The sequence below is a fragment of the Acidovorax temperans genome, from assembly GCF_028596105.1.
Classification (GTDB): domain Bacteria; phylum Pseudomonadota; class Gammaproteobacteria; order Burkholderiales; family Burkholderiaceae_C; genus Acidovorax; species Acidovorax temperans.
On record NZ_CP117193.1, the window covers coordinates 4,100,802 to 4,123,478 of the forward strand.

The following is a 22,677-nucleotide window of genomic DNA, read 5'->3' on the forward strand; positions in this document are numbered from 1 at the left end:
TTGACGCGCACAGCCACGCAGCGCGGAGGCTGCGGGCCATGCCTGGGGCGCTCAGCCCAGGTGCTTGTCGAAAAACGCCAGCGTACGGTCGCGGGCCGTGAGGGCGGCAGCCTCGTCGTAGCTGCCGCGCTGGTCGCAGTTGAAGCCGTGGTCAGCCTGGTACACATGCACCTCCACGCCGGGCTGGGCGCGGTCAAAGGCCTGCACGCTATCCAGCGGAATCCAGTGGTCGCGCTCACCAAAGTGGGCCAGCACGGGCACCTTGGGCTGGCGGGCGGCTTCCTCAGGGGTTGTCATACCGCCGCCGTAGTAAGGCACGGCCGCCGACAGGCCGGTGAGCGTGCACGCGGCGCGCCATGTCAGCAGCCCGCCCCAGCAAAACCCAACAATGCCCACCTTGCGGCCGCTGCGCTGGGCGGCGTAGTCAATGGCGGCCTGGATGTCGGGCATCACGCCGGGGGCGGGCAGTGTCTCCACCGCGGCTTTCAGCTCCATGCCAGCCTGCATGTCGTCGGCGGTGTAGCCCAGCTCCACACCGGGCTTGACGCGGTGGAACGTGGCGGGCGCCACGGCCAGGTAGCCGCGCGCGGCAAAGCGGTCGGCCACCGCGCGGATGTGGGAGTTCACCCCGAAAATCTCTTGCAGCACCACCACCGCGCCCCGGGGCTTGGTGTCGGGCTCCGCCACCCAGGCGGGCAGCACAAAACCGTCGGCAGATTTCAAATCGACAAATTGACCCATGTGTTTGCTCCTGAAAACTGTTCCAATGCGCCATTCTTGCAGCAGACGGCGTTTCATGGGCCGCCTTGGCGTAAACACCAGCACCGGGCTCGACCTTGGCACGGTGCATGCTGTCGCCCTGCGCTGCCGCCCTTTGCTTTCATCCTTTTTTGTTTTCGGAGACCGCTGATGGATCTCAAACCGCTCATCACCCTGCTGGCCATCGTCAACCCGCTGGCCATCGTTCCGTTCTTCATCCACTACACGCAGGGCTTTTCGGCGGCGCAGCGGCGCAGCACCATCCGCACGGCGGCGTTTGCGTCGTTCTGCGTGATTGCGGCCTGTGCGCTGCTGGGGTTGCAGATTCTGGAGTTCTTCAACATCTCGCTGCAGAGCTTTCAGGTGGGCGGCGGCATGCTGCTGCTCATCAGCGCGATGAACATGCTCAACGCCCAGCCCGCCGAGGCTAAGCCCAGCACCAATGAATACGAAGAAGGCGCCGAAAAAGCCGCCGCAGGCAGCAGCATTGCGGTGGTGCCGCTCACCATTCCGCTGCTCACCGGCCCGGCCAGCATGTCCACCGTGGTGATTTATGCCGACCGCGCCCAGACCTTCTGGCAGCACGCCGCGCTGGTGGGCTACGGCGTGGTCATTGCCCTGGCCACGGCCGTGTGCTTCTCGCTGGCCGACCCCATCGCCCGCGTGCTGGGCAAGACCGGCATCAACGTGATGACGCGGCTGATGGGCCTGATCCTGGCCGCACTGGCGGTGGAGGTGATGACGGACGGGCTGGGCAAGATTTTCCCGGTCCTCATTGCGCGCTGACCGCCCATGTCCACCCGCCTGCTGCTGCTCGAAGACGACCCCGCCATCGCCCGCACCGTGGCCTATGCGCTGGAGCGCGACGGCCTGCAGGTGACGCACTGCCTGCTGGTGCAGGACGCACGCCAGCAAATGCAGCGCCACCCGTTTGACTTGCTGGTGCTGGACGTGGGCCTGCCCGATGGCAATGGACTGGACCTGCTGCGCGACGTGCGCCACGGGCAAGCCGCTGCGGCCCTGCGGCTGCGCCAGGCCACGCCGGTGCTGATGCTCAGCGCCCGGGGCGAGGAGCTGGACCGCGTGCTGGGCCTGGAGCTGGGCGCCGACGACTACCTGGCCAAGCCCTTCAGCCCGCGCGAGCTGGCCGCCCGCATCAAGGCCCTGCTGCGCCGCGCCGCCATGCCTGCGCCCGCCGCCGTGGCCGCCACGCCTTTTGTAGACGACGAAACCGGCCAGCGCATCACCCTGCACGGCCAGGCCCTGCCGCTCACGCGCCGCGAATACCGTCTGCTGTCGCACCTGCTGCGCGGCGCAGGCCGCATCCACGCGCGCGACGCCCTGCTGGCCGCCGCTTGGGGCGACGACAGTGAAAGCACCGACCGCACGGTGGACACGCACATCAAAACCCTGCGCGCCAAGCTGCGCGAGGTGGATGCCGGGCGCGAGTACATCAGCACGCACCGGGGCATGGGCTACTGCCTTGATGTTTAATCCAAATCAGCCGCCAGCGCCTATTCAGCAAGCGCCAGCAGCTATCATTTTTGATTGAATGGCTGTACACCCATGCGCCTGGGCATCCGCCTGCTGTTCGCCTTCTTCCTCATCAACGGCATTGCCGCGTTCTTCGTGCTGCGCGTGTTCATGGCCGAGATCAAGCCCAGCGTGCGCGAGGTGATGGAAGACATGATGGTGGACACGGCCAACCTGCTGGCCGAGGTGGCCAGCGACGATCTGGCCAGCGGGCAGCTGGCGCGTGACGCCAGCCAAAGCCGCTTTGCCCAGCGGGTGCGGCACTACGCCACGCGGCCCATTGATGCGGGCATCTGGGGGTTTTCCAAACAGTCGCTCGACTTTCGCGTGTACGTGACGGACCACCAGGGCCGCGTGCTGTTCGATTCAGAAAACCAGGCGGTGGGCGCCGACTATTCACAGTGGCGCGACGTGGCACGCACGCTGCGCGGCGAGTACGGGGCCCGGTCCACCCGCGAGGTGGCGGGCGACGACACCAGCGGCGTGATGCATGTGGCTGCGCCCATCTACGTGGACGAGCGCATTGCCGGGGTGCTGACGGTGGCCAAGCCCACGCGCACGGTGCAGCGCTTTATCGACCGGGCCGAGCGCAAGGTATTCATGGGCGGCTTGCTGCTGCTGGCCTTGTCAGCCGCCGTGGGTGTGGGCGTGACGCTGTGGATGGTGTGGAACGTGCGCCGCCTGCGCGACTACGCCCTGAGCGTGCAAGGCCCGGCCGACAGCGAACACGGTGCCCTGCCTGCCCAGCCCTTGGCCGTGCCCCAGGTGCCCGGCGAGCTGGGCGACCTGGCCCGCGCCATGGACCGCATGCGCGTGCGGCTGGAAGGGCGCGACTACATCGAAGGCTACGTGCGCGCCCTCACGCACGAACTTAAAAGCCCCGTGGCTGCCATTCGCGGCGCGGGCGAGTTGCTGCAGGACGACTTGCCCGCCGCAGACCGCGCTGAATTTGCGACGCAGGTGGTGCAGCAAAGCGAACGCCTGCAGCGGCTGATTGACCGGCTGCTTGAGCTGAGCAAGCTGGAGCAGCGCCAGCACGCCGAGGGCAACGCCCCCGTGGCCCTGCACGATTGCGCCGCCGCCGCCATCGCCCACACGCAGGGCCGCGCAGCACAGCGCGGCGTGACGCTAGAGCTCACCGGCCAGGGCCACAGCGGGCCGTGGGAGGCAGAGCTCATCACCCTGGCGATTGGCAACCTGCTGGACAACGCAATTGACTTTGCACCCGCAGGCGGCACGGTGCGGGTGGAGCTGGACGGGGCCACGGTGGCCGTGCAGGACACCGGCCCCGGCGTGCCCGACTACGCGCTGCCGCGCCTGGGCGAGCGCTTCTTCACCACTGCGCGGCCGGGTGGCGAGCGCAGTGGCTCGGGCCTGGGGCTGGCGATTGTGCAGCGGGTGATGGTGCTGCACGGCGGGCAAATGCAGGTGCGCAACACGGCGCCGGGCCTGCGCGTCACGCTGAACCTGGGGCGCTGAGCGCCGCCGCTGCGCGCCCACTCAGGCGCTGGGCTCAAACGCCGTCTTGCGCGGCCAGGGCCAAGCATTCCTCGGTGCCCAGGCAATCTTGCCGGGGCAGATCGAGCCCCCATCGACGCTCGTCGAACAGGTCATCCAGCAGAGCGTCAAACAAATGGGTCCAGCCGAACAGTTTGGAAAACATGGGGCACCTTTGGCGGTGGTTGGTTGCCAGCGAAGGCTATCGCGGCTGTATGACGGTTTGGCGTCAGCCACCGCCACGGCGGGCGGTAGGCCAACACCGCTGCACACAGCGCGTGCTGCCGTGGCTGAGCCACGTGCGTTCACCACTTCACGCCCGCTTCACAAACTTCATGGGCACCTCACGCACGGGCCAAAAACTCGCTCCACATTCAACCCAAGGAGGAGTCTTTTGAAACACCCACTGATCACCAAACTGGCCGCGCTGGGCGCCGTGTTCGTGCTGCTGCTCATCGGCCTGGCACAGATTGAAGACGTGGTGCGCGACCGCCAGCGCTACCGCACACTCACAGCCCAGAGCGTGGCCGACAGCCTGGCCGGCCCGCAAACGCTGATGGGCCCGATGATCCACAGCGCCTGCGTGGAAAGCTGGGACGCAGAGACCGGCAAGGGCGAGGAGCACCGCACCACCGAGCAGCGGCGCGAATTTCTGCTCACCGCCATGCCCGAGCAGCTGCACGTGCGATCCAGCGTGGGCATGGAAGAGCGCGCCCGGGGCCTGCACAAGGTCAACACCTTCAACCTCAAGACGCACCTCACCGCGCAGTGGGCGGGGCTGGCCAGCCTGCAGGCGCACAGCACGGTCAAGGGCTCGCGCCTGCAGTGCGGCGCCCCCATCGTGATGGTGGCCGTGGGCGATGCGCGGGGCATTCGCACGGCGCAGGTGTCGCTGGGCGAGCAGGCCCTGGCCCTCAAGCCCGGCACCTTCCACCCCACCTACAGCCGCGGCCTGCACGCGGTGCTGCCCGAAGGCGTGCGCGGCCAGGCCGAGCCCCTGACGCTGGCGCTGGACCTGGAACTGGTGGGCACCGAGCGCCTGTCCATCGTGCCCCTGGGCGGCAACACCGATGTGAAGATGACAGGCAGCTGGCCCCACCCCTCGTTCAACGGGCGCTTTTTGCCATCAGAGCGCACCTTGGGGCCCGAGGGCTTCACGGCCCAGTGGCGCCTGTCATCGCTGGCCACCACGGCGCAGCAGGATGTGCAGGCCGGCCGCCGCATTTGCGCAGGCAGCTACGACGATGCCCCCACCGAGTACGCCCCCGCAGGCACCACACCGCGCGACTGCGCCGACAGCTTTGGCGTGGCCTTTGTGGACCCGGTGAACCCCTACACCCTGGCAGACCGCGCCACCAAATACGGCCTGCTGTTCATCGCCCTGACCTTTGTGGCCGTGGGCCTGTTTGAGCTGATGGGAAATGGCCCCCACGCTCCACCGCTGCGCGGGTCGCTGCCCCCCGAGGGGGCCGCTTTTTCGTCTTGGGACGGCGCGGCGACGAAAAGGCTGCGCGTGCACCCGGTGCAGTACCTGCTGGTGGGCGCGGCGCTGTGCAGCTTTTTCCTGCTGCTGGTGAGCTTGTCCGAGCACCTGCCCTTTGGCTGGTCGTACCTGGCTGCGGCCACCGCCTGTGTGCTGCTGCTGGGCTACTACGCCAGCCACATGCTGGGCGGGCTGGCGCGGGGGCTGCCGCTGGGCCTGGGCATTGGCCTGCTGTATGGCCTGCTGTACGTGCTGCTGCAACTGGAGCAAACGGCGCTGGCCGTGGGCTCGGTGGCGCTGTTCCTGGTGCTGACTGCGGTGATGGTGCTGACCCGCAAGGTGAACTGGTATGGGCTGACGCCTGCACAGCGCAGCACGCCCCCGGCCATACCCGCTGCTGCACCCAAAGAAGCGCCATGAACGAAGCCGCTAGCCTGGCCCCGCCCACGCCAGCCAGCGCGGGCCTGACGGAAACCGAGGCGCAGCGGCTGGAGCGCCACCGCCAGCGGCTGCTGCACGCGCTGCAAGCCCAAGACCGGCGGGCGCTGAACACCGCCAAACAGGCCTTGCTGCGCAGCGCCTATCGCCGCCCGGCCACGGCCCCCTTGCGGCGGGCGCTGCGCGATCTGTCGTGGTGGATGGCGGCCATGCTGCTGCCGCTAAGGCGCTGAAAGCGTTTAGAGGTGTTTTAGAGCGGCTAACAAAACTCTTCTGGCGTCGTTGCCGCGTCTTGTCGTACTACGCGTACTGCCTGCGACGCGGCGCCTAGCCAGAACCGTTTCGCTGAGTTTTGTTAGCCGCTCTTAGGGCTACAGCGCTTGTGTAATAAGCGCCAGCAGCTATACCTTAAATAGCATCCAAAGAAACTCAGGCGGCCTCGGCGGGCTCTTTTTCGGGGTGATCCACGCAGCTGTGGGTGCTGCCGCAGCCCTGGATGAGTTCGGCGGGCAATGCATCAGGGGCATGCACCACGCCGGTGGCCGGGTCAAAACCCACGCGGCGCAGGTGCAGGGCCAGCGAGGCGTCCATCATCTGCGCATGCTGGGGGAACCACTGGGCCAGCTCGCCCGTCATGATGCGGATCGGCTGCAGGTCGCCCTGCTCGGCCCGCACGATGCCTTCGCGCATCACCTGCAGCACCACCTTGTGCTGCGTGGTGTGGCAGTTGCCGGAAGCAAATCGGGTGGCCACCATCCAGGCGTCTTCCTGGCCGAAGTGGTGCTCGGTGTGGTCCACCAGTTCCTGCCAGCGTTGCACCACGGTCGCGTCGTCGGCCTGCTCCACCTGGGCCAGCAAATCCACGAATTCGCGGTGGGTGTCGTCCATCAGGGGCAAATCCAGCGCCAGCGCGTCAGACCATTCCAGTGCAGCCATTGTTCTTCCTCGTTGGTGACAAAAGGCGGCAGCTTAGGCAGAACACGGGCTGGGGTTTTGACGCACATCAGGGGGCCTGCCATTGGCAGGCCCCCGTAACCATTTCACCCCGGTGGCTGGGGCGGGCAGGCACCGCTGCGGCCACCTGCCCCACGGTCAGTGGCGCGTTCAGTTTTGGCCGTGCACGCGCTTGGCGTCGTCCACGCACTTGGACTTGACGTCACCGCTCAGGGCATCGCAGCGTTCCTTGGCGGCCTTGTAGTTGGCTTCGTTCTTTTCGGCGGCAGCGTCCTTGCGGGCCTCTGCCACGTCAGCCTGCTTGGCTGCAGTGTTGTCGGCGGGCTTGGCAACGGCGCGGGCCACCTTGGCGTTTTCCTTGGCGCTCACATGCGCGGCCTTGGCATCCTTCACGCACACGTCCTTGGCGTTGCCGCTCAGGTCGTCGCACTTCTCCTTGGCGACTTCATAGTCGGCATCGGCCTTGGCTACGCGGGCCTTGTAAGCAGCCTTGTCGCTGGGCTTGTAGCGGGCGTCCAGCTCGGCCTTGGCCACGTTTTCAGCGCCCTTGGCTTCCTTCTGGCAGACATCCTTCGCGTTGCCCTGCAGGGCGTCACATTTTTGCTTGTTGGCCTTGTAGTCGGCAGAAATCTGGTCCTTGGCTGCCTTGTATTCAGCGGGCTCCATGGCCATGGCCGAGGTGGCCATCAACGTTGCAGCGGACAGGGCGATCAGTGTGCGTGTGAATTTCATGGTCTTCTCCTCAATGTGCAATAGGTGTGGTGGACAAGGTCGGCAGACGCGCCGCCCGAAGGACTGAACAGGTCAGTCGTTGAAACGGAAGGCTGGGTGGCGGGCTTGCCAGTCGCTGATCTGCTTTTCAGCCGCTTCGCGGGCCAGGCCCTGGCGTTCTTGCAGCTTGCCCAGCAGCTGTTCGCGGCGGCCGTCGATCACGTCGAAGTCGTCGTCAGTGAGCTTGCCCCACTGCTCTTTCAGGTTGCCCTTGAATTGCTTCCAGTTGCCCTTGATGGTGTCTTCATTCATGGTTCGCATCCTCAGTTCAACTCACCCCAGCCACCCACCCGAAATGCGTGAGATACATGCTGCGGCGATGGAGTCACTGTAGAAAACAAGCCGCGTGGCCGGCGTAGTCCGCGCAAGGCAGGCCCCGTCGGCTCTGGCCTACGGCGGTGCAGGACGCGCCCCCCCGGCTGTAGGCGCAGCGCGACAGTGAGGCACCTCTTTGCAACACAGGGGCCCAGGCAGCGCAGGGGAATGGGCGCGACCCTGTAACGACCGTATCGATTGCTCACAAATTGCGCCAAGAGAAGACGAAGGTGCTTCTTACACTTTCGAGCGCATTTCCACGGTTGCTCACAACATGACAAATACCCACGAGGAGCCTTTGCGCGCACTGGCGGCAAAGGAAGAGGAGGGGAGCGGACCCACGGCAGCGAGCGCTGCCGTGGGCACTGCATCCGGCACGCAACCCACCCCACCGCTGGCCCCCCTGGCAGCCACGTTGGCCAGCACCGCATTGGCGGCCTGCGGAGGCGGCTCGGGCGCGGCGGACCCCAGCGACCCCACGCCACTGCCAGCCCCGATACCCGCACCCCCCAGCCCGTACAGCAGCGCTGCCTCCGACCAGGAAGCGGCGCGTTTTTTATTGCAGGCCCAGTTCAGCGCCTCGCCCAGCGAAATTGCCACGGTGCGCAGCGTTGGCTACGCCGCGTGGATCAATGCCCAGTTCGCTGCACCGCTGGGCACCCGGGGGTGGGACTGGCTCAACGAGCGGGGCTACGCCACGGTGTCTGACACCAGCAACTTCTACGACCAGTCCTACCCGGCCGACCACATGATCTGGAGCCAGCTCATGACCTCGACCGACGGGCTGCGCAAACGCGTGGCCCTGGCGCTGTCAGAGATCTGCGTGGTGTCGCTGAACGGGCTGGACCTGAACTGGCGCAGCCACGCCATGGCCCACTACTGGGACCAGCTGGTGGCCAATGCGTTTGGCAACTACCGGCAGGTGCTGCAGGACGTGACGCTCAACCCCGCCATGGGGTACTACTTGAACACGCGGGGCAACCAGAAGGAAAACGCAGCCACCGGCCGCCAGCCCGACGAGAACTACGCACGCGAGATATTGCAGCTCATGACGATTGGCCTCGTCGAGCTCAACCAGGACGGCACGCCCAAAACCGACGGCACCGGCAAGCCGCTGGAGAGCTACACGCAGGCCGATGTGACCAACCTGGCGCGCGTGTTCACCGGGTACGACTACGACCAGTCGCAGAACCAGCCCACCACCGTGCCCGGCGGCACGCGGGTGGTGCCCAGTACGCACTTCACGCGCCTGCCCATGGCGCTCAAGGAGTCACTGCACTCCACCCTGCCCGCAACCTTCCTGGGCACGACTATCGCGGCCAACACGCCGGGCGCAGCGGCCCTGAAGACGGCGCTCGACACCCTGTTCAACCACCCCAACGTGGGCCCCTTCATCGGCAAGCAGCTCATCCAGCGGCTGGTCACCAGCAACCCATCCAGCGCCTACGTGGGGCGTGTGGCCGCAGCGTTCAACAACAACGGTGCGGGCGTGCGGGGCGACATGAAGACGGTGGTCATGGCCATCCTCATGGACGAAGAAGCCCGCAGCCCCGCAGGCCTGACCCAGCCCGGCTTTGGCAAGCTGCGCGAGCCCATGCTGCGGCTGGTGCAGTGGGCGCGCACCTTTGGCGCCACCTCTCAATACGGCTACTGGAAGATTGGCGACACCAGCAACCCCGGCACGCGGCTGTCACAAAGCCCGCTGCGCTCGCCCTCGGTGTTCAACTTCTTCCGCCCAGGCTATGTGCCGCCGTCCACCGCCCTGGCCGCGGCCCGGCAAGTGGCGCCGGAATTTCAGCTGGTCAACGAAAGCAGCGTGGGCGGCTACCTCAACTACATGCAGGGCGTAATCCGCAACGGCATTTACGCCAACGCCCCTGACGTGCCCCAGAACGCGAGCAATACCAACAACGGCTACGACATCAGGACCACCTACCCCAACGAGATGGCCATTGTGACCGACGCCGATGCGCTGGTCGCGCGCATCAACCTGCTGATGTGCGCCGGGCAGCTGTCGGCCGCCACCGTCAAGCTCATTGCCGATGCCCTCAAGGCCACGCCCGTCACCGCCGCCAGCACCGAGGCCGTGAAGCTCAACCGCATTGCTGCGGCCATCCTCCTGGTCATGGCTTCGGCCGAGTACCTCATCCAGAAATAACGGCGCAGCCCCAGCGAGAAGGCCCATGCACTTGATCCAACCCGACCTGCACACGCGCCGCGCTTTTCTGCGCCGCTCCACCCAACTGGGGCTGGCAGGCACCGCCCTGCCCTTTGCCCTGAACCTTGCCGCCATGAGCGAGGCCGCCGCCTTCACCGCCACCGATTACAAGGCCCTGGTGTGCGTGTTTCTGTACGGCGGCAACGACTACGCCAACACCGTTGTCACGTACGACGACGACAGCTACAACCGGTACGCAGCCATTCGCGGTGGCGCCGGCCAGGCAGGCGGCGGCATTGCTATAGCCAAGGCGGCCCTGGCCAACACCGTGCTCACCCCCGCCGTGCCCCTGGCCGGTGGCCGCCAATACGCGCTGCACCCGGCCATGCCGGGCATGGCCCAGTTGTTCAACACGGGCAAGGCGGCCGTGCAGCTCAACGTGGGGCCGCTGGTGGTGCCGCTCACGCGAGTGCAGTACAGCGGCAGCAACCGCGCGCTGTACCCCTTGCCGCCTAAGCTGTTCTCGCACAACGACCAGCAATCGGTGTGGCAGTCGTCGTCGCCCGAAGGTTCCACCGTGGGCTGGGGCGGCAACCTGGGCGACCTGGCTTTGTCGTCCAACGGCAACTCGCTGTTCACCTGCATCTCGGTCACCGGCAACGCGGTGTTCCTCTCGGGCGACTCGGCCCTGTCCTACCAGGTCAGCACGGGCGGGGCCATCGCCATCAACGGCGTCAAGGGCAACGTCTACGGCTCTTCGGCCGTGCGCGGGGCGCTCACCGCGCTCATCCAGCAGACCAGCCCGCAGGTGCTGGAGAACGAATACAACCGCGTCACCACCCGCGCCGTCACGGCTGAATCGCAAATCACCGCCGGGCTGGCGGGCGTGACACTGGCCACAGCCTTCCCCACCAACAACTCGCTGGCCGACCAGCTCAAGATGGTGGCCCGCCTGATTGGCGCGCGCAGCACGCTGGGCACTAAGCGGCAGGTGTTCATGGTGTCGCTGGGCGGGTTTGACCTGCATGACAACCTCATCTCACAGCAACCCACCCTGATGAAGCGCGTCAGCGATGCCATGAGCGCCTTCTATGACGCCACAGTGGAGCTGGGCGTGGCCGACAAGGTGACCGCGTTCACCGCATCCGACTTTGGCCGCACCCTCAGCTCCAACGGCGACGGCTCTGACCACGGCTGGGGCAGCCACCACCTGATGGTGGGTGGCGCAGTCAAAGGCAAGGCCTTCTATGGCAAGGCTCCGCCGGTCAGTGTCACCAACACCGCTGATGCCGCAGACCAATGGCACGTGGGCCAGGGCCGCCTGCTGCCCAGCACGTCGGTAGACCAGTACGCGGCCACCTTGGCCAAATGGTTTGGTGTGAGCAACACCGAACTGGCGGGCGTGCTGCCCAACCTGAGCCACTTTGGCGGGGCTGACTACCCCATTGACCTGGGGTTCATGGGCACCTGACGCGGCGCCGTGCTTGCACGCATCGGCCATGCGAACGCCCGGACCACGCCAGTGCTCCGGGCGTTTTTTCAACCTGGTGGCCGCAGTGCGACATGCCCCTGCGGCATCAGAACCCCGCCAGCACCACCTTGCCATGGGCTTTACCGGACTCAATCAACGCATGCGCCTTGCGCAAGTTCTGCGCGTTGATGGTGCCAAAGCTGGTACTTGCGGTTGAGCGGATACGCCCCGTATCCACCAGAGCAGCCACCTCGGCCAGCAAAGCGCCCTGCTCAGCCATGTCGGGGGTTTCGTACATGGGGCGGGTAAACATCAGCTCCCAGTGCAACGACAAGGCCTTGCTCTTGAGTGGCATCGCGTCCAGCCCCTGCATGTCATCAATCACACCCAGGCGTCCCTGGGGCTTCAAGGCTTCGATGATCTGTGGATAGTGCTGCAGTGTCTGCGTCAGGCTGGCCACCAGCTCAACACCCTCCACCCCCGCTGCCTTCAGCTCCGCAGCCAGGGGGCGCGAATGGTCAATCACCACATGAGCCCCCAGGTCCAGGCACCACTGCCGCGTTTCGGGGCGCGAGGCCGTGGCCACCACACGCAGCTGCGTCAGTTGCCGCGCCAGCTGGATCAGGATGGAGCCCACCCCGCCTGCGCCGCCCACCACCAGCAGCGTCTGCCCCGCGGCACCGCCCTTGGCCACGCCCAGGCGGTCAAACAGCAACTCATAGGCCGTGATGGTGGTCAGCGGCAGGGCCGCAGCCTGCTCATCAGAAAGCGACTGGGGAGCCAGCGCCACGATACGCTCGTCCACCGCATGCAACTCACTGTTGGCCCCAGGGCGGGTGATGGAGCCCGCGTAGTACACCCGGTCACCCACCTTGAAGCGAGACACCTGCGCGCCCACCGCCTCCACCGTGCCCACGGCATCCCAGCCCAACACCTTGACCTGACCCTCGGGCGGCTGCGAGCCCTTGCGCACCTTGGTGTCCACCGGGTTCACCGACACGGCCTTCACCCGCACCAGCACATCGCGCGCGCCCGGCACCGGCGCAGGCAGCTCCACATCCAACAACGCCTCGGCATGGTCCACAGGCCAGTTTGCACGGTATCCAACGGCTTTCATCACAGTCCTTTCGTTGCATCACAAGCACGCGCACCGGGCGCTTGCATATTCATCATCAGCCTGGGCCCCTCCCAAGCCATGCAGGCACTGTAGACAAGCAACCCTCCATTGATAAGGTTGCCTTGAATGTGTTCAATTTCAAATTTGAATTGAAAATAACGCCGCCCGCTTGCATCCCAAACCTCATCCATCCAGCGCTTATGAAAATCGAAAACCTGGCCGACCTGCATGTGCTCATCCACACCGCACGCACCGGCACCCTCAGCGCTGCTGCCCGTGCCCTGGGCATGACACCCGCCGCCGCCAGCGCCGCCCTCAAGCGGCTGGAAGGGCAGCTGGGCTCGCGCCTGTTCGAACGCTCCACCCGCGCCATGCGCCTCACCGCCCAGGGGCAGATCCTGCTCGACTACGCCCAGCGCGCATTCGACCTGCTGGCCGAAGGCGAAAGCATGGCCACCGCCCACCACGGCACCCTGGTGGGTGCATTGCGCGTGGCCGCCCCGTCCGACCTGGCACGCAACATGCTGCTGCCCTGGTTTGACGAATTTCTGGCCGCACACCCCGGTGTGGAGCTGGCCCTGAGCGTGAGCGACACGCCCCTGGACGTGACCCGCGACGAAGTCGACGTCGCCCTGCGCTACGGCCCCCTGGCCGACTCGCGCCTCATCGCCCGCCCCCTTACCACCACCCGCCCCATGTTGTGGGCCGCCCCCACCTACCTGGCGCGCCACGGCACGCCCACCGCCCCGCAAGACCTGCTGCAGCACAACTGCATCGCCTTCCACATCGCAGGCCGCCCCGCCCGCACCTGGCGCTTTGGCCGCGACGGGCAATGGACCGAAGTGCGCGTCAAAGGCAACCGCACCGCCGACGACGCCGCCCTGGCCCGCGACTGGGCCATCGCAGGCCACGGCATCATCTACAAATCCGTGCCCTACCTGCACCACGAACTGCAGCACAGCCCCCTGGTGCGCCTGCTGCCCGAATGGGACACCCCGCCCTACCCCCTGCAAGCCCTGCTACCCAGCGGCCGCTTCGTGCCTGCGCGCGTGCGGGCGTTGGTGGATTTTTTGGTGGCGAAGTTTGATGGGCTGCCGCAAGAGTGAGACAGGCAAACCCGCGCAGACTTTGAATCAAAAGTGGCTCCAGCGCTCTTTCAGCATGCGCCAGCAGCTACCAATTTGAGAGCAAACTGAGTTTGCAAGAAGGGTTGCTTCCCCGCCCCGGTGATGAGTCGTTGCCACACCACTGCACTTGCGCGGGGGTTGGGCGCCGGGGGCGTGTGGCAGTGGCTTTGCAGGCGGTTGGTGCCGCTGGCGGTTTGCTCTGTGCGCTGCTCTGTGGCGGTGCCTGCCAGGGTTTGAATGGTGTGGTGGGCCTGGGTGCTGGTGGCCAGCGTGGATGCGAGCCCGGCAAAGACAAAGGCCAGCAGGGGGTGGAGCCTGCTGGCCTTGGTGGGGGTTGAATCAAATGGGCTGCTAGCGCTTGAGGGATAAGCGCTGGCAGCTATCAATCTAGGAGTTTTTGATAGCTGCAAGCTGGCCTGTGCGGGACTTCACCTTTCAATCTGCCGTTGAGAGGTGCCAGGTTTTGCTCGAGTCAGGCAAAAGACAAGACTTGACTCCATGTGACCTATCGGACTTTGGCCGCACCCTCACCTCCAACGGCGACGGCTCTGACCACGGCTGGGGCAGCCACCACCTGATGGTGGGTGGCGCAGTCAAAGGCAAGGCCTTCTATGGCAAGGCTCCGCCGGTCAGTGTCACCAACACCGCTGATGCCGCAGACCAATGGCACGTGGGCCAGGGCCGCCTGCTGCCCAGCACGTCGGTAGACCAGTACGCGGCCACCTTGGCCAAATGGTTTGGTGTGAGCAACACCGAACTGGCGGGCGTGCTGCCCAACCTGAGCCACTTTGGCGGGGCAGACTACCCCACCGACCTGGGCTTCATGGCCGCCTGAACGCGGGGCGCGCCCAGCGCAGGCAAAGGGCGCCGCTTACTTCACGCCCTGCGCCACCCATTCATCAATCTCCACCGCCACCTGCCGCGCAGCAGCCGCCAGGGCGCGGGTGCCGCCCGCGGCGTCAGGGGTAGGCGCGGGCTTTTGCACGATGAACACGCGCTGGCCCAGCAGGGTTTCGCCTGCGGGGGTGGGGTCTACCAGGGTGGCGCGCAGGCGCAGCAGGCCGGTGCTTTCGGCAGGGCTGGTGAAGAGGTGGCTGAATTCTTCCAGTTCAATGCGCAGCACGGCCGGCAGTTTGCCGCCGCGTGCGGTGTCGCGCGCCTGGGCGGCGGCATCGGCGTCTTGCAGCACGGGGCGGCGCAGGCCCAGCTGGGCGCGCAGGGCTTGCTGCACCAGTTGCACGGGCGGCTGGGTCCAGCGGGCCAGGGTGTAGGGGCGCAGCTGTTGGGCGTCGGCGTAGTTCAGGCGGTACAGCACGGCGGTGCTGCTTTCTGACAGGCCCGTCGCCTCCACGTCGGCCAGCGCAATGGGCGGCAGGCTGGCGCGGCGGTCGGCGGCCGGCAGGCCGGTCAGCCCCGGGCCAAAGTCGTACGAGACAGGGCGATTGGGCGGCGTTGGCAAGGCGCTGCAGCCCACCAGCAATACCAGGCAAAAAGTGGCTGCAGCGCTTTTGTAGCAAGCGCTAGCAGCTATGTTTTCAATAGCATTCATGACAGAACGTGCGAAGGGTGTGTGCATGGCGCGTGCCTTTGTCGGTCAGGGGTGGGCCAGGGGCGGGGCAAAGCCGGGCTCGCCGGGGCCGGGGGGCAGGCGGCCGCTGCCGTAGATGAAGAGTTGCGGGTTGTCGCTGACGGCGCTGGCGGCCAGGCCCATCTGGCGCACGGCGCGGCCGGTTTCGTCGGCGGCGCGGTTGATGCTGGGCAGCGTGGAGCGGCTGAAGTTGTCGGCCGCTGCCGCCATCACCTGCGCGCCGTGGGTGAGCTGGTCGATGGCGCCGCCTTCGGCGCTCAGGCGCTGGGTGGTGGTGCGGATGTCGTTGGCCATGGCCGTCACGCTGGTGCCCGCCTGCTGCAGCGATTTCAGCGTGTGGCGCGCATCCTCGGCCAATGGCGGCAGCGCGGCCAGTGCGGGGTCCAGCCGGTTTTGCAAGGTGGCATCGAGCCGCTGGGTGAGGGTATTGACGCTGCCCGCCGCCTGGCCGATGTTGCCCAGCGCCTGGGTGATGCGCTGCTGGTTCTCATCGCCCAGCAGCTGGTTGATGCGGCGGGTGGCTTCTTCGACCTGGGCCAGGATGTTGGGAGCTTGCTCGGCAATGCGGCCAAAGGGCGAGGGTTTGAGCGTGAGGCGCGGCAGGCCGCTGGGGCCGGGGGGCAACTGGGGCAAGGGCTGGGCGGCGTCGTCCAGCAGCACGTGGGCCAGGCCGGTGACGCCCTGGTAGCCCAGGGTGGCAAAGGTGGTGGGGCTGACGGGGGCGTCATGGTTCACGGCGATACGGATGAGCACGTTGCCGCTGACCTGCGGATCGAACCCGATGCGCTGCACCTTGCCCACGGCCACGCCTTTGTAGCGCACGGTGGCTTGCGGCTGCAGGCCGCTGACGCCTTCGCGGGTGGTGAGTTCGTACAGGTCGTAGTTGGCGTTGTCGCGGGTGAGCCAGATGGCCAGGCCCGCCAGCAACGCCGTCACGACAATGACAAAGATGCCTGCGGCAAGGGCATGTGATTTGTTTTCCATCAGGTTTCCTTGGAGGGCGCGGCGGCATTTGGCGTGGCTGCCGGTGCAGGCTGCTGCAACGGCGCCATGGCGCGCTGGCCGCGTTCGCCCATGAAGAAGTGTTCGATGAACGGGTGCTTGAAATGCGCCACCTCGTGCGGTGGGCCGGTGACGATGACTTTTTTATCGGCCAGCACCGCCACGCGGGTGCTGAGGGCAAACAGGGTGTCCAGGTCGTGCGTGACCATGATGACGGTGAGCCCCAGGGCAGCGCGCAACTCGCGCACCAGGGCACAGAAGTCGTCGGAGCTGCTGGGGTCCAGCCCCGCCGTGGGCTCGTCGAGCAGCAGCAGGGGTGGGTCCATGATGAGCGCGCGGGCCAGGGCCACGCGCTTGACCATGCCGCCCGACAGATCGGCGGGCATGCGGGTGGCGTGCTCGGGCTTGAGGCCCACCATCTGCAGCTTGACCAGGGCGGCGGAGCGCACCAGCTCTTCAGGCAGGGTGCCTTGCTCGCGCAGGGCAAAGGCCACGTTGTCAAGCACGTTGAAGGCAGAGAACAGCGCGCCGTGCTGGAACAGCATGCCCACGCGGCTGGCAGCGCCTTCGCGCCCCATTTCAGACGCCGGGCGGCCCAGCACGGTGACGGTACCGCGCGTGGGCTGGGCCAGCCCCAGAATCTGCCGCAGCAGCACGGTTTTGCCGGTGCCTGAGCCGCCGACGAGTGAGAGCATTTCGCCGCGCTGAACGACGAACTCCAGGTCCTGGTGCACGGCAAAGGCTTCGGTGCCTTTGCCAAACACCGTCCACAGCCCCTTGGCTTCGACGATGGGCGGTTCGTGGACAGGTGTGTGCGCCGCCACGGCAATGGCGTCGGGGGTGGCAAACAGGGGCGGGTGCGTGGTGGCCATGGCTCAGATCCCCACGTTGCGGAAGGCCACGGCAAAGACCGCATCCACGATGATGACCATGGTGATGGACGTGACCACCGAGGCCGTGGTGCCCTCGCCCAGGCTCTGGGTGTTGGGCTTGACGCGCAGGCCCCAGTGGCAGCCGATGAGGGCAATGAACGCCCCAAACACCACCGACTTGGCCACCGCCAGCCCGAGGTTGCCCACCTTCACTGCGGCGGGCAGGGCCTGCACAAAGTAGGAAGGCGAGATGCCCAGTGTGATGTCGGCCGCCAGCATGCCCCCGGCCAGCGCGGCCAGCGTGGTCCACACGCTGATGAGCGGCATGGCCAGCGCCAGCGCCAGCGTGCGCGGCATCACCAGCCGAAAACCGTGCGGAATGCCCATGACGCGCATGGCGTCCAGCTCTTCGGTCACGCGCATCACACCAATCTGCGCAGTGATGGACGAGCCCGAGCGCCCCGCCACCAAAATGGCCGCCAGCATGGGCCCCAACTCGCGAATGAGCGAGATGCCCAGGATGTTGACGATGAATGATTCGGCCCCGAACTGGCGCAGCTGCAGGCTCATCAGATAGGCCAGCACCACGCCAATCAAAAAGCCCACCAGCGCGGTGATGGGCAGGGCCGTGGCACCCATGCGGTAGAGGTGGCCCGACACATCGCGCCACGGGCCGCGCCGGGGGTTGCGCGCCAGGCGCAGCAAATCCAGCACCAGCTGGCCCACCATCTGCACGATATGGCGGGCGTGGTCCAGCCCGTGCAGCACCAGCGCACCCAGGCGGTCCACCTCGTCAAACAGGCGCCAGGGCGCAGGTGCGGGCGGATTGGTGATGGTGAGCTCTGCCACGCGCTCCAGCAGGGTGCGCTGCACGTCCGTCAACTCAAGGCGCGCGGGCCAGGCGTGGCCCCAGTGGTTCCACAGCAGCTGGGCGCCCACATGGTCCAGCCACTGCAGGCTGCGCAAATCCCACCCCAAAGTGGCGGCGGGGGCGTTGTCTTGCAGCTGGCGGCGCAGCAGCTTCCACTGCGCCCGCGTGCCCAGTTCGGCCGCGCCCCAGCGCCCTTGCGGCTGCGCGCACGGCCCATCGGGCGTGTCGGTGCGGACGATGCGGGGGGCAACGCTGTCAATGGTCATGGTGAGGGCGGTGCGGGCCGCCGGGCGGGCAATGAGGGTGAACGACAGAGTCAAGCATGGTAGCGGAGCCGCGTGCTGCCCTTCGCACATTCTTCCAGCGAGCAGATGTAATTTTTATCAAAACGCCCTCCAGCGCTTATTAAACAAGCGCAATCAGCTATTTATTTGATAGCAACAAGCATTTACCCCATCGACAGACGGTGGGCGCTCAGCACAATGGGGCGGGTTACCAATCCGTTTTCGACCCATCCATGAGCGACACCCAGTTTGACTACATCATCATTGGCGGCGGCACTGCAGGCGCGTTGCTCTGCAACCGCCTGAGCGCCAGTGGCCGCTACCGCGTGCTGCTGTTGGAAGCGGGGCGAAAAGACGACTACCACTGGATCCACATCCCTGTGGGCTACCTGTACTGCATTGGCAACCCCCGCACCGACTGGCTTTACCACACCGAGCCCGACGCAGGCCTGAACGGCCGCACCCTGCGCTACCCGCGCGGCAAGACGCTGGGCGGCTGCAGCAGCATCAACGGCATGATCTACATGCGCGGCCAGTCGCGCGACTACGACCAGTGGGCCCAGCTGACGGGCGATGACAGCTGGCGCTGGGACAACGTGCTGCCCCACTTCCGTCGCCACGAAGACCACTGGCGGCTGGATCAACCCGAGGGCGTCAATGAAAACTTCAAACGCCTGCACGGCAACAAAGCCACCGGCAGCACCGGCGAATGGCGCGTGGAAAAGCAGCGCCTGCGCTGGGATGTGCTGGACGCCTTTGCCCAAGCCGCCCAGGAAGCCGGCATTGCCGCCACCGACGACTTCAACCGCGGCAGCAACGAGGGCGTGGGTTACTTTGAGGTGAACCAGAAAAGCGGCTGGCGCTGGAACACGGCCAAGGCCTTTCTGCGCCCGACCTGCTATGGGCGGCCCAACTTTGAAATGTGGACCAGCGCACAGGCGGCGCAGCTCATCATCGAAACCCAGGCCGATGGCAGCCGCCGCTGCACCGGCGTGAAGGTGTGGGACGGCCACGAGATGGTGACCGCCCACGCCGCCCGCGAGGTGGTGCTGAGCGCGGGCGCCGTGAACTCGCCGCAGCTGCTGCAGCTCTCGGGCATCGGGCCCGCAGCGCTGCTGCGCCAGCACGGCATTGACGTAGTGCTCGATTTGCCCGGCGTGGGTGCCAATTTGCAAGACCATTTGCAGATCCGCTCGGTCTACAAGGTGCAGAACGTGCCCACACTCAACACCATGGCCAACTCGCTGGTGGGCAAGGCCAAGATCGGGCTCGAATACGTGCTCAAGCGCAGCGGCCCCATGAGCATGGCGCCGTCGCAACTGGGCGCCTTCACCCGCAGCAGCGACGAGCATGTGCACCCCAATATCCAGTACCACGTGCAGCCCTTGTCGCTGGATGCCTTTGGCGAGCCGCTGCACAGCTTCCCGGCCTTCACGGCCAGCGTGTGCAACCTCAACCCCACCAGCCGGGGCACGGTGCAGATCAAGAACGCCGACTTCCGTACCGCGCCCGCCATTGCCCCCAACTACCTGAGCACCCCCGAAGACCGCAAAGTGGCCGCCGACAGCCTGCGCGTCACGCGCCGCATCGTGGCCCAGCCCGCGCTGGCCAAGTACCAGCCTGAAGAATGGAAGCCCGGCACCCAGTACCAGACGGACGAAGACCTGGCGCGGCTGGCGGGCGACATTGCCACCACCATCTTCCACCCCGTGGGCACCACCAAAATGGGGCACGACCAGGACCCCATGGCGGTGCTGGACAGCCAGATGCGTGTGCGCGGCATCCAAGGCCTGCGCGTGGTGGACGCAGGGGGCATGCCCACCATCACCAGCGGCAACACCAACTCGCCCACGCTGATGATGGCCGAGCGGGCCGCGCAGTGGATGGTGGAGGCGCAACGTGCGGGCGGCTGACACAGCCTCGCGCACTCGTCAGTCCAAACGCATACACAGGGCGATACTCAATTGCTGGGCCGGCTGCCACAGCCGGGCTGTTCAGCCCCGCGCCAGATCAGCGAATGCCACCCACATAACGCCGCGCCTGCGAATGCCCCGTGGCCGCAGTGTGCGCCGACGGTGCGGCAGCCCGCTCTGCTGCACGGGCGGCCTCGGCCTCGCGGGCACTGCGGCGGACCTCAGCCGCCAAGGTGTCTTGCATGCAGTGATCCAGGCGGTCGGCCCACTCGATCAGCTCGGGGGCCTGGTCCAACACGGCGCGTTCGCGGGCGAAGCGGGCGATCTCGCGGGCATAGGTGCCGTTGCTGGCCATCCATTCGGTGTCTGTCACGCGGCCCGTCTTGCGCCGCAGCAGCACATGCAGGTGCGCGGCGATGGCAAGTTTCTCGCTGTGGTTCATCTGTTGCTACCTCCGTTGCTTTCGGGGGTTTGCACAAGGCGTGCCAGCGCTGCGCCCCGTTTGGTGCACTGCTCCATTCCTCGGGAAACTCCCAATGCACCACGGAAGTGCAGGGGTTACAGTGCAACCACTCACGGGGCTCCAAGGCGTCCCAGATGAGGGGATCGAGGAGACAACCCTTAAACCAACTACCAAGATAAGCACCCAACGAGGTACGCAAAGTTTTCGAAGCGCTGGCGATCCCAGCGCTTTTTTTTGTCTGCACCTGCGCAGCGCTGTCGCCAGTTCCAGCGCGTTGCTACCAAGGTCATAGCAGCAGGGGTGCGAAAATCGGGCGATGGAATGGTTTTTTATCACCCTCGCCTCGCTCCTGGCAGGCTTCATTGATGCGATTGTGGGCGGCGGCGGGTTGATCCTGACCCCAGCCCTGTTTGCTGCCTTCCCAGGGGCAGCACCAGCCACGCTGTTTGGCACCAACAAGGCCGGGTCGGTGTGGGGCACCGCCATGGCCACCTGGCAATACAGCCGCCGTGTGGAAATGCGCTGGGCCGCCCTGCTGCCCGCAGCGGCAGCGGGTTTTGCCGGGGCCTTTGCAGGCGCCTGGACGGTCACGGCCCTGTCGCCCGACTTCCTGCGCAAGGTGCTGCCGCTGGTGCTGCTGGCGGTGCTGGCCTACACCCTGGCCAAGAAAGACCTGGGCCGCCACCACGCGCCCCGCTTCAGCGGCAATGCCGAGGTGTGGGTGGCCAGCCTGGTGGGCCTGGGCATTGGTTTTTACGACGGCTTCTTTGGCCCGGGCACCGGCAGTTTCTTCGTCTTCCTGTTCGTGCGCCTGCTGGGCTATGACTTCCTGAACGCTTCGGCCTCGGCCAAGCTGCTCAACTGCGCCACCAACATCGCGGCCATCTCGCTGTTTGCCTTCAAGGGCCATGTCTGGTGGCATTACGCGGTGACGCTGGCCATCGCCAATGTGGTGGGCAGCATGGCCGGCACGCACATGGCTGTCAAGCATGGCACCGGCTTTGTGCGCGGCATTTTCATCGTGGTGGTGAGCAGCCTGATCCTGAAGACGGGGTACGACGCGTTCCTGCGCTGAACAAGCGGTGGGCTGACGCCGCTCAAAAACCCGCTGGACGCCCGCGCAACACTAGGGTTGTCCTGCGTGTTCTTCAAAAGAACGGGCGTCCTATAATTATTTCTATTTAATGAACAGGCCCATCGCCCCTCGCGATGGTTGTGTTTTCCGCTTCCGGCTTGCCCACCTGCATGTCGGATTTTTTTGTACCTGAAACTACCCCTGCAGGACCTTGCCATGAAACTGTTGAAGACCGTTGTTACCGCTGTGGCGCTGTGCGCCGCCTTCGTCGCCCAAGCCCGCACGCTCGACGAAGTCAAGAAAGACGGCAAGATCATCATCGCCACCGAAGGCCAGTTCGCCCCCTTCAACTACTTCAAGGGCACCCAGCTGACGGGCTTTGAAGTCGAAGTGGCGGAACTGGTCGTCAAGAAGATGGGCCTGAAGCTGGAGTGGAAGACCCTGGGCTTTGACGCCCTGCTGACCGGCCTGGCCCAAAACCGCTGGGATGTCGTGATCGCCTCGCACGGCGTGACCGAAGAGCGCGCCAAGGCCGTGACCTTTGCCACCCCCCACTACTGCTCGGGCGGCATAATCGTGGCGATGGACGCCAAGATCCGCACCGCTGCGGACCTGACTGGCAAGGTGGTGGCCGTGCAAACCGGCACCAGCTACCTCACGAACGTGCAAAAGCTCGCGGGCGTGAAGGAAGTGAAGAACTTCCCCCAAGACACCGATGCCCAGCGCGCCCTGATCTCCAAGCGCGTGGACGCCTGGGTGAGCGACAAGTTCGTGGCCAAGGAAGCCGCTGCCAAGAACGCCAAGGCCGGCTTCAAGCTGGGCGACATGCTGTTCATCGAGCGCATTGCCCCCGCCATGGCCCTGGGCAACACCAGCCTGACCGAAGCCTGGAACAAGGCCTTCGCCGAAGTGCTGGCCGATGGCAGCTACGCCGCCGTGTCCAAGAAGTACTTCAACGAAGACGTGCGCTGCAACTGATCTGCAAG

General features: G+C 66.1%; 23 protein-coding genes and 1 pseudogene. 12 read left to right on the plus strand and 12 right to left on the minus strand.

The features are described from left to right. Positions 1-51: 51 nt before the first annotated feature. The gene (locus tag PQV96_RS19245) at positions 52-741 is read right to left on the minus strand and encodes a dienelactone hydrolase family protein (protein ID WP_273623905.1); all 690 of its coding nucleotides are present in this window, start codon (positions 739-741) and stop codon (positions 52-54) included. 168 nt (positions 742-909) lie between these two features. Here PQV96_RS19245 and PQV96_RS19250 point away from each other — a divergent pair, with 168 nt between their 5' ends. The 3 genes from PQV96_RS19250 to creC all read left to right on the plus strand — a co-directional run bounded on the left by PQV96_RS19250 (position 910) and on the right by creC (position 3,771). Next, complete coding sequence (locus PQV96_RS19250; RefSeq protein WP_142085426.1) at positions 910-1,545, plus strand: MarC family protein; 636 nt, start codon at positions 910-912, stop codon at positions 1,543-1,545. Between the two features lie 6 nt (positions 1,546-1,551). After that, a complete protein-coding gene (locus tag PQV96_RS19255; protein WP_273623906.1) occupies positions 1,552-2,253 on the plus strand; it encodes a winged helix-turn-helix domain-containing protein in 702 nt (233 codons plus the stop codon). Positions 2,254-2,325: 72 nt separating this feature from the next. Beyond that, on the plus strand, positions 2,326-3,771 hold the full coding sequence (gene creC / locus PQV96_RS19260) for a two-component system sensor histidine kinase CreC (protein ID WP_273623907.1): 1,446 nt from the start codon (positions 2,326-2,328) through the stop codon (positions 3,769-3,771). Between the two features lie 34 nt (positions 3,772-3,805). Here creC and PQV96_RS19265 read toward each other — a convergent pair whose 3' ends face one another. After that, entirely contained in the window at positions 3,806-3,955 is a 150-nt protein-coding gene (locus tag PQV96_RS19265; protein WP_273623908.1) for a hypothetical protein, read from the minus strand. Positions 3,956-4,183: 228 nt separating this feature from the next. Between PQV96_RS19265 and creD the strand changes: the two genes are divergently transcribed. After that, positions 4,184-5,692, plus strand: coding sequence for a cell envelope integrity protein CreD (gene creD, locus PQV96_RS19270; protein ID WP_273623909.1), 1,509 nt, complete (start codon positions 4,184-4,186; stop codon positions 5,690-5,692). Beyond that, a complete protein-coding gene (locus tag PQV96_RS19275; RefSeq protein WP_273623910.1) occupies positions 5,689-5,943 on the plus strand; it encodes a hypothetical protein in 255 nt (84 codons plus the stop codon). Before creD ends, PQV96_RS19275 begins: the two co-directional genes overlap by 4 nt. 196 nt (positions 5,944-6,139) lie before the next feature. Here the strand turns inward: PQV96_RS19275 and PQV96_RS19280 are convergent, their stop codons facing one another. The 3 genes from PQV96_RS19280 to PQV96_RS19290 all read right to left on the minus strand — a co-directional run bounded on the left by PQV96_RS19280 (position 6,140) and on the right by PQV96_RS19290 (position 7,687). Further along, complete coding sequence (locus PQV96_RS19280; protein ID WP_066691996.1) at positions 6,140-6,646, minus strand: hemerythrin domain-containing protein; 507 nt, start codon at positions 6,644-6,646, stop codon at positions 6,140-6,142. A gap of 168 nt (positions 6,647-6,814) precedes the next feature. Beyond that, positions 6,815-7,396: a hypothetical protein gene (locus PQV96_RS19285; RefSeq protein ID WP_273623911.1), complete on the minus strand. Its 582-nt coding sequence runs from the start codon at positions 7,394-7,396 to the stop codon at positions 6,815-6,817. A gap of 72 nt (positions 7,397-7,468) precedes the next feature. Next, the gene (locus PQV96_RS19290) at positions 7,469-7,687 is read right to left on the minus strand and encodes a CsbD family protein (protein WP_044395415.1); all 219 of its coding nucleotides are present in this window, start codon (positions 7,685-7,687) and stop codon (positions 7,469-7,471) included. A 337-nt stretch (positions 7,688-8,024) separates the two neighbouring features. Here PQV96_RS19290 and PQV96_RS19295 point away from each other — a divergent pair, with 337 nt between their 5' ends. Together PQV96_RS19295 and PQV96_RS19300 are read left to right on the plus strand one after the other, a co-directional pair. Then, the gene (locus tag PQV96_RS19295) at positions 8,025-9,908 is read left to right on the plus strand and encodes a DUF1800 domain-containing protein (protein ID WP_273623912.1); all 1,884 of its coding nucleotides are present in this window, start codon (positions 8,025-8,027) and stop codon (positions 9,906-9,908) included. A 25-nt stretch (positions 9,909-9,933) separates the two neighbouring features. Next, positions 9,934-11,379 carry a DUF1501 domain-containing protein gene (locus PQV96_RS19300; RefSeq protein ID WP_273623913.1) on the plus strand — a complete coding sequence of 482 codons (1,446 nt, stop codon included), beginning with the start codon at positions 9,934-9,936 and terminating at the stop codon, positions 11,377-11,379. 106 nt (positions 11,380-11,485) lie between these two features. Here the strand turns inward: PQV96_RS19300 and PQV96_RS19305 are convergent, their stop codons facing one another. Both PQV96_RS19305 and PQV96_RS19310 read right to left on the minus strand, forming a co-directional pair. Next, on the minus strand, positions 11,486-12,496 hold the full coding sequence (locus tag PQV96_RS19305) for a zinc-binding alcohol dehydrogenase family protein (protein WP_207375719.1): 1,011 nt from the start codon (positions 12,494-12,496) through the stop codon (positions 11,486-11,488). Further along, the gene (locus PQV96_RS19310; RefSeq protein ID WP_207375718.1) at positions 12,496-12,726 is read right to left on the minus strand and encodes a hypothetical protein; all 231 of its coding nucleotides are present in this window, start codon (positions 12,724-12,726) and stop codon (positions 12,496-12,498) included. Before PQV96_RS19310 ends, PQV96_RS19305 begins: the two co-directional genes overlap by 1 nt. Between PQV96_RS19310 and PQV96_RS19315 the strand changes: the two genes are divergently transcribed. Continuing rightward, the gene (locus PQV96_RS19315; RefSeq protein ID WP_207375717.1) at positions 12,697-13,602 is read left to right on the plus strand and encodes a LysR family transcriptional regulator; all 906 of its coding nucleotides are present in this window, start codon (positions 12,697-12,699) and stop codon (positions 13,600-13,602) included. The two genes, PQV96_RS19310 and PQV96_RS19315, sit on opposite strands and share 30 nt — an antisense overlap. Positions 13,603-14,125: 523 nt before the next feature. Further along, positions 14,126-14,458, plus strand: a pseudogene (locus PQV96_RS19320) (DUF1501 domain-containing protein); the annotation flags it as partial. A 36-nt stretch (positions 14,459-14,494) separates the two neighbouring features. Here PQV96_RS19320 and PQV96_RS19325 read toward each other — a convergent pair. The 4 genes from PQV96_RS19325 to PQV96_RS19340 are packed head-to-tail and all read right to left on the minus strand — an operon-like array spanning position 14,495 to position 18,222. After that, positions 14,495-15,172: an ABC-type transport auxiliary lipoprotein family protein gene (locus PQV96_RS19325; protein WP_273623914.1), complete on the minus strand. Its 678-nt coding sequence runs from the start codon at positions 15,170-15,172 to the stop codon at positions 14,495-14,497. Positions 15,173-15,217: 45 nt separating this feature from the next. Continuing rightward, positions 15,218-16,195 carry an MlaD family protein gene (locus PQV96_RS19330; RefSeq protein ID WP_273623915.1) on the minus strand — a complete coding sequence of 326 codons (978 nt, stop codon included), beginning with the start codon at positions 16,193-16,195 and terminating at the stop codon, positions 15,218-15,220. Continuing rightward, a complete protein-coding gene (locus tag PQV96_RS19335; protein WP_273623916.1) occupies positions 16,195-17,085 on the minus strand; it encodes an ABC transporter ATP-binding protein in 891 nt (296 codons plus the stop codon). Before PQV96_RS19335 ends, PQV96_RS19330 begins: the two co-directional genes overlap by 1 nt. Positions 17,086-17,088: 3 nt before the next feature. Beyond that, a complete protein-coding gene (locus PQV96_RS19340; protein ID WP_142085412.1) occupies positions 17,089-18,222 on the minus strand; it encodes an MlaE family ABC transporter permease in 1,134 nt (377 codons plus the stop codon). 251 nt (positions 18,223-18,473) lie between these two features. Between PQV96_RS19340 and PQV96_RS19345 the strand changes: the two genes are divergently transcribed. Then, positions 18,474-20,153: a GMC family oxidoreductase gene (locus tag PQV96_RS19345; RefSeq protein ID WP_273623917.1), complete on the plus strand. Its 1,680-nt coding sequence runs from the start codon at positions 18,474-18,476 to the stop codon at positions 20,151-20,153. A 97-nt stretch (positions 20,154-20,250) separates the two neighbouring features. Here the strand turns inward: PQV96_RS19345 and PQV96_RS19350 are convergent, their stop codons facing one another. Next, positions 20,251-20,595: a hypothetical protein gene (locus PQV96_RS19350; protein WP_207373617.1), complete on the minus strand. Its 345-nt coding sequence runs from the start codon at positions 20,593-20,595 to the stop codon at positions 20,251-20,253. A gap of 337 nt (positions 20,596-20,932) precedes the next feature. Here PQV96_RS19350 and PQV96_RS19355 point away from each other — a divergent pair, with 337 nt between their 5' ends. Both PQV96_RS19355 and PQV96_RS19360 read left to right on the plus strand, forming a co-directional pair. After that, entirely contained in the window at positions 20,933-21,691 is a 759-nt protein-coding gene (locus PQV96_RS19355; RefSeq protein ID WP_273623918.1) for a sulfite exporter TauE/SafE family protein, read from the plus strand. Positions 21,692-21,907: 216 nt separating this feature from the next. After that, positions 21,908-22,669 carry an ABC transporter substrate-binding protein gene (locus tag PQV96_RS19360; protein ID WP_273623919.1) on the plus strand — a complete coding sequence of 254 codons (762 nt, stop codon included), beginning with the start codon at positions 21,908-21,910 and terminating at the stop codon, positions 22,667-22,669. The last annotated feature ends 8 nt before the right edge of the window (positions 22,670-22,677 follow it).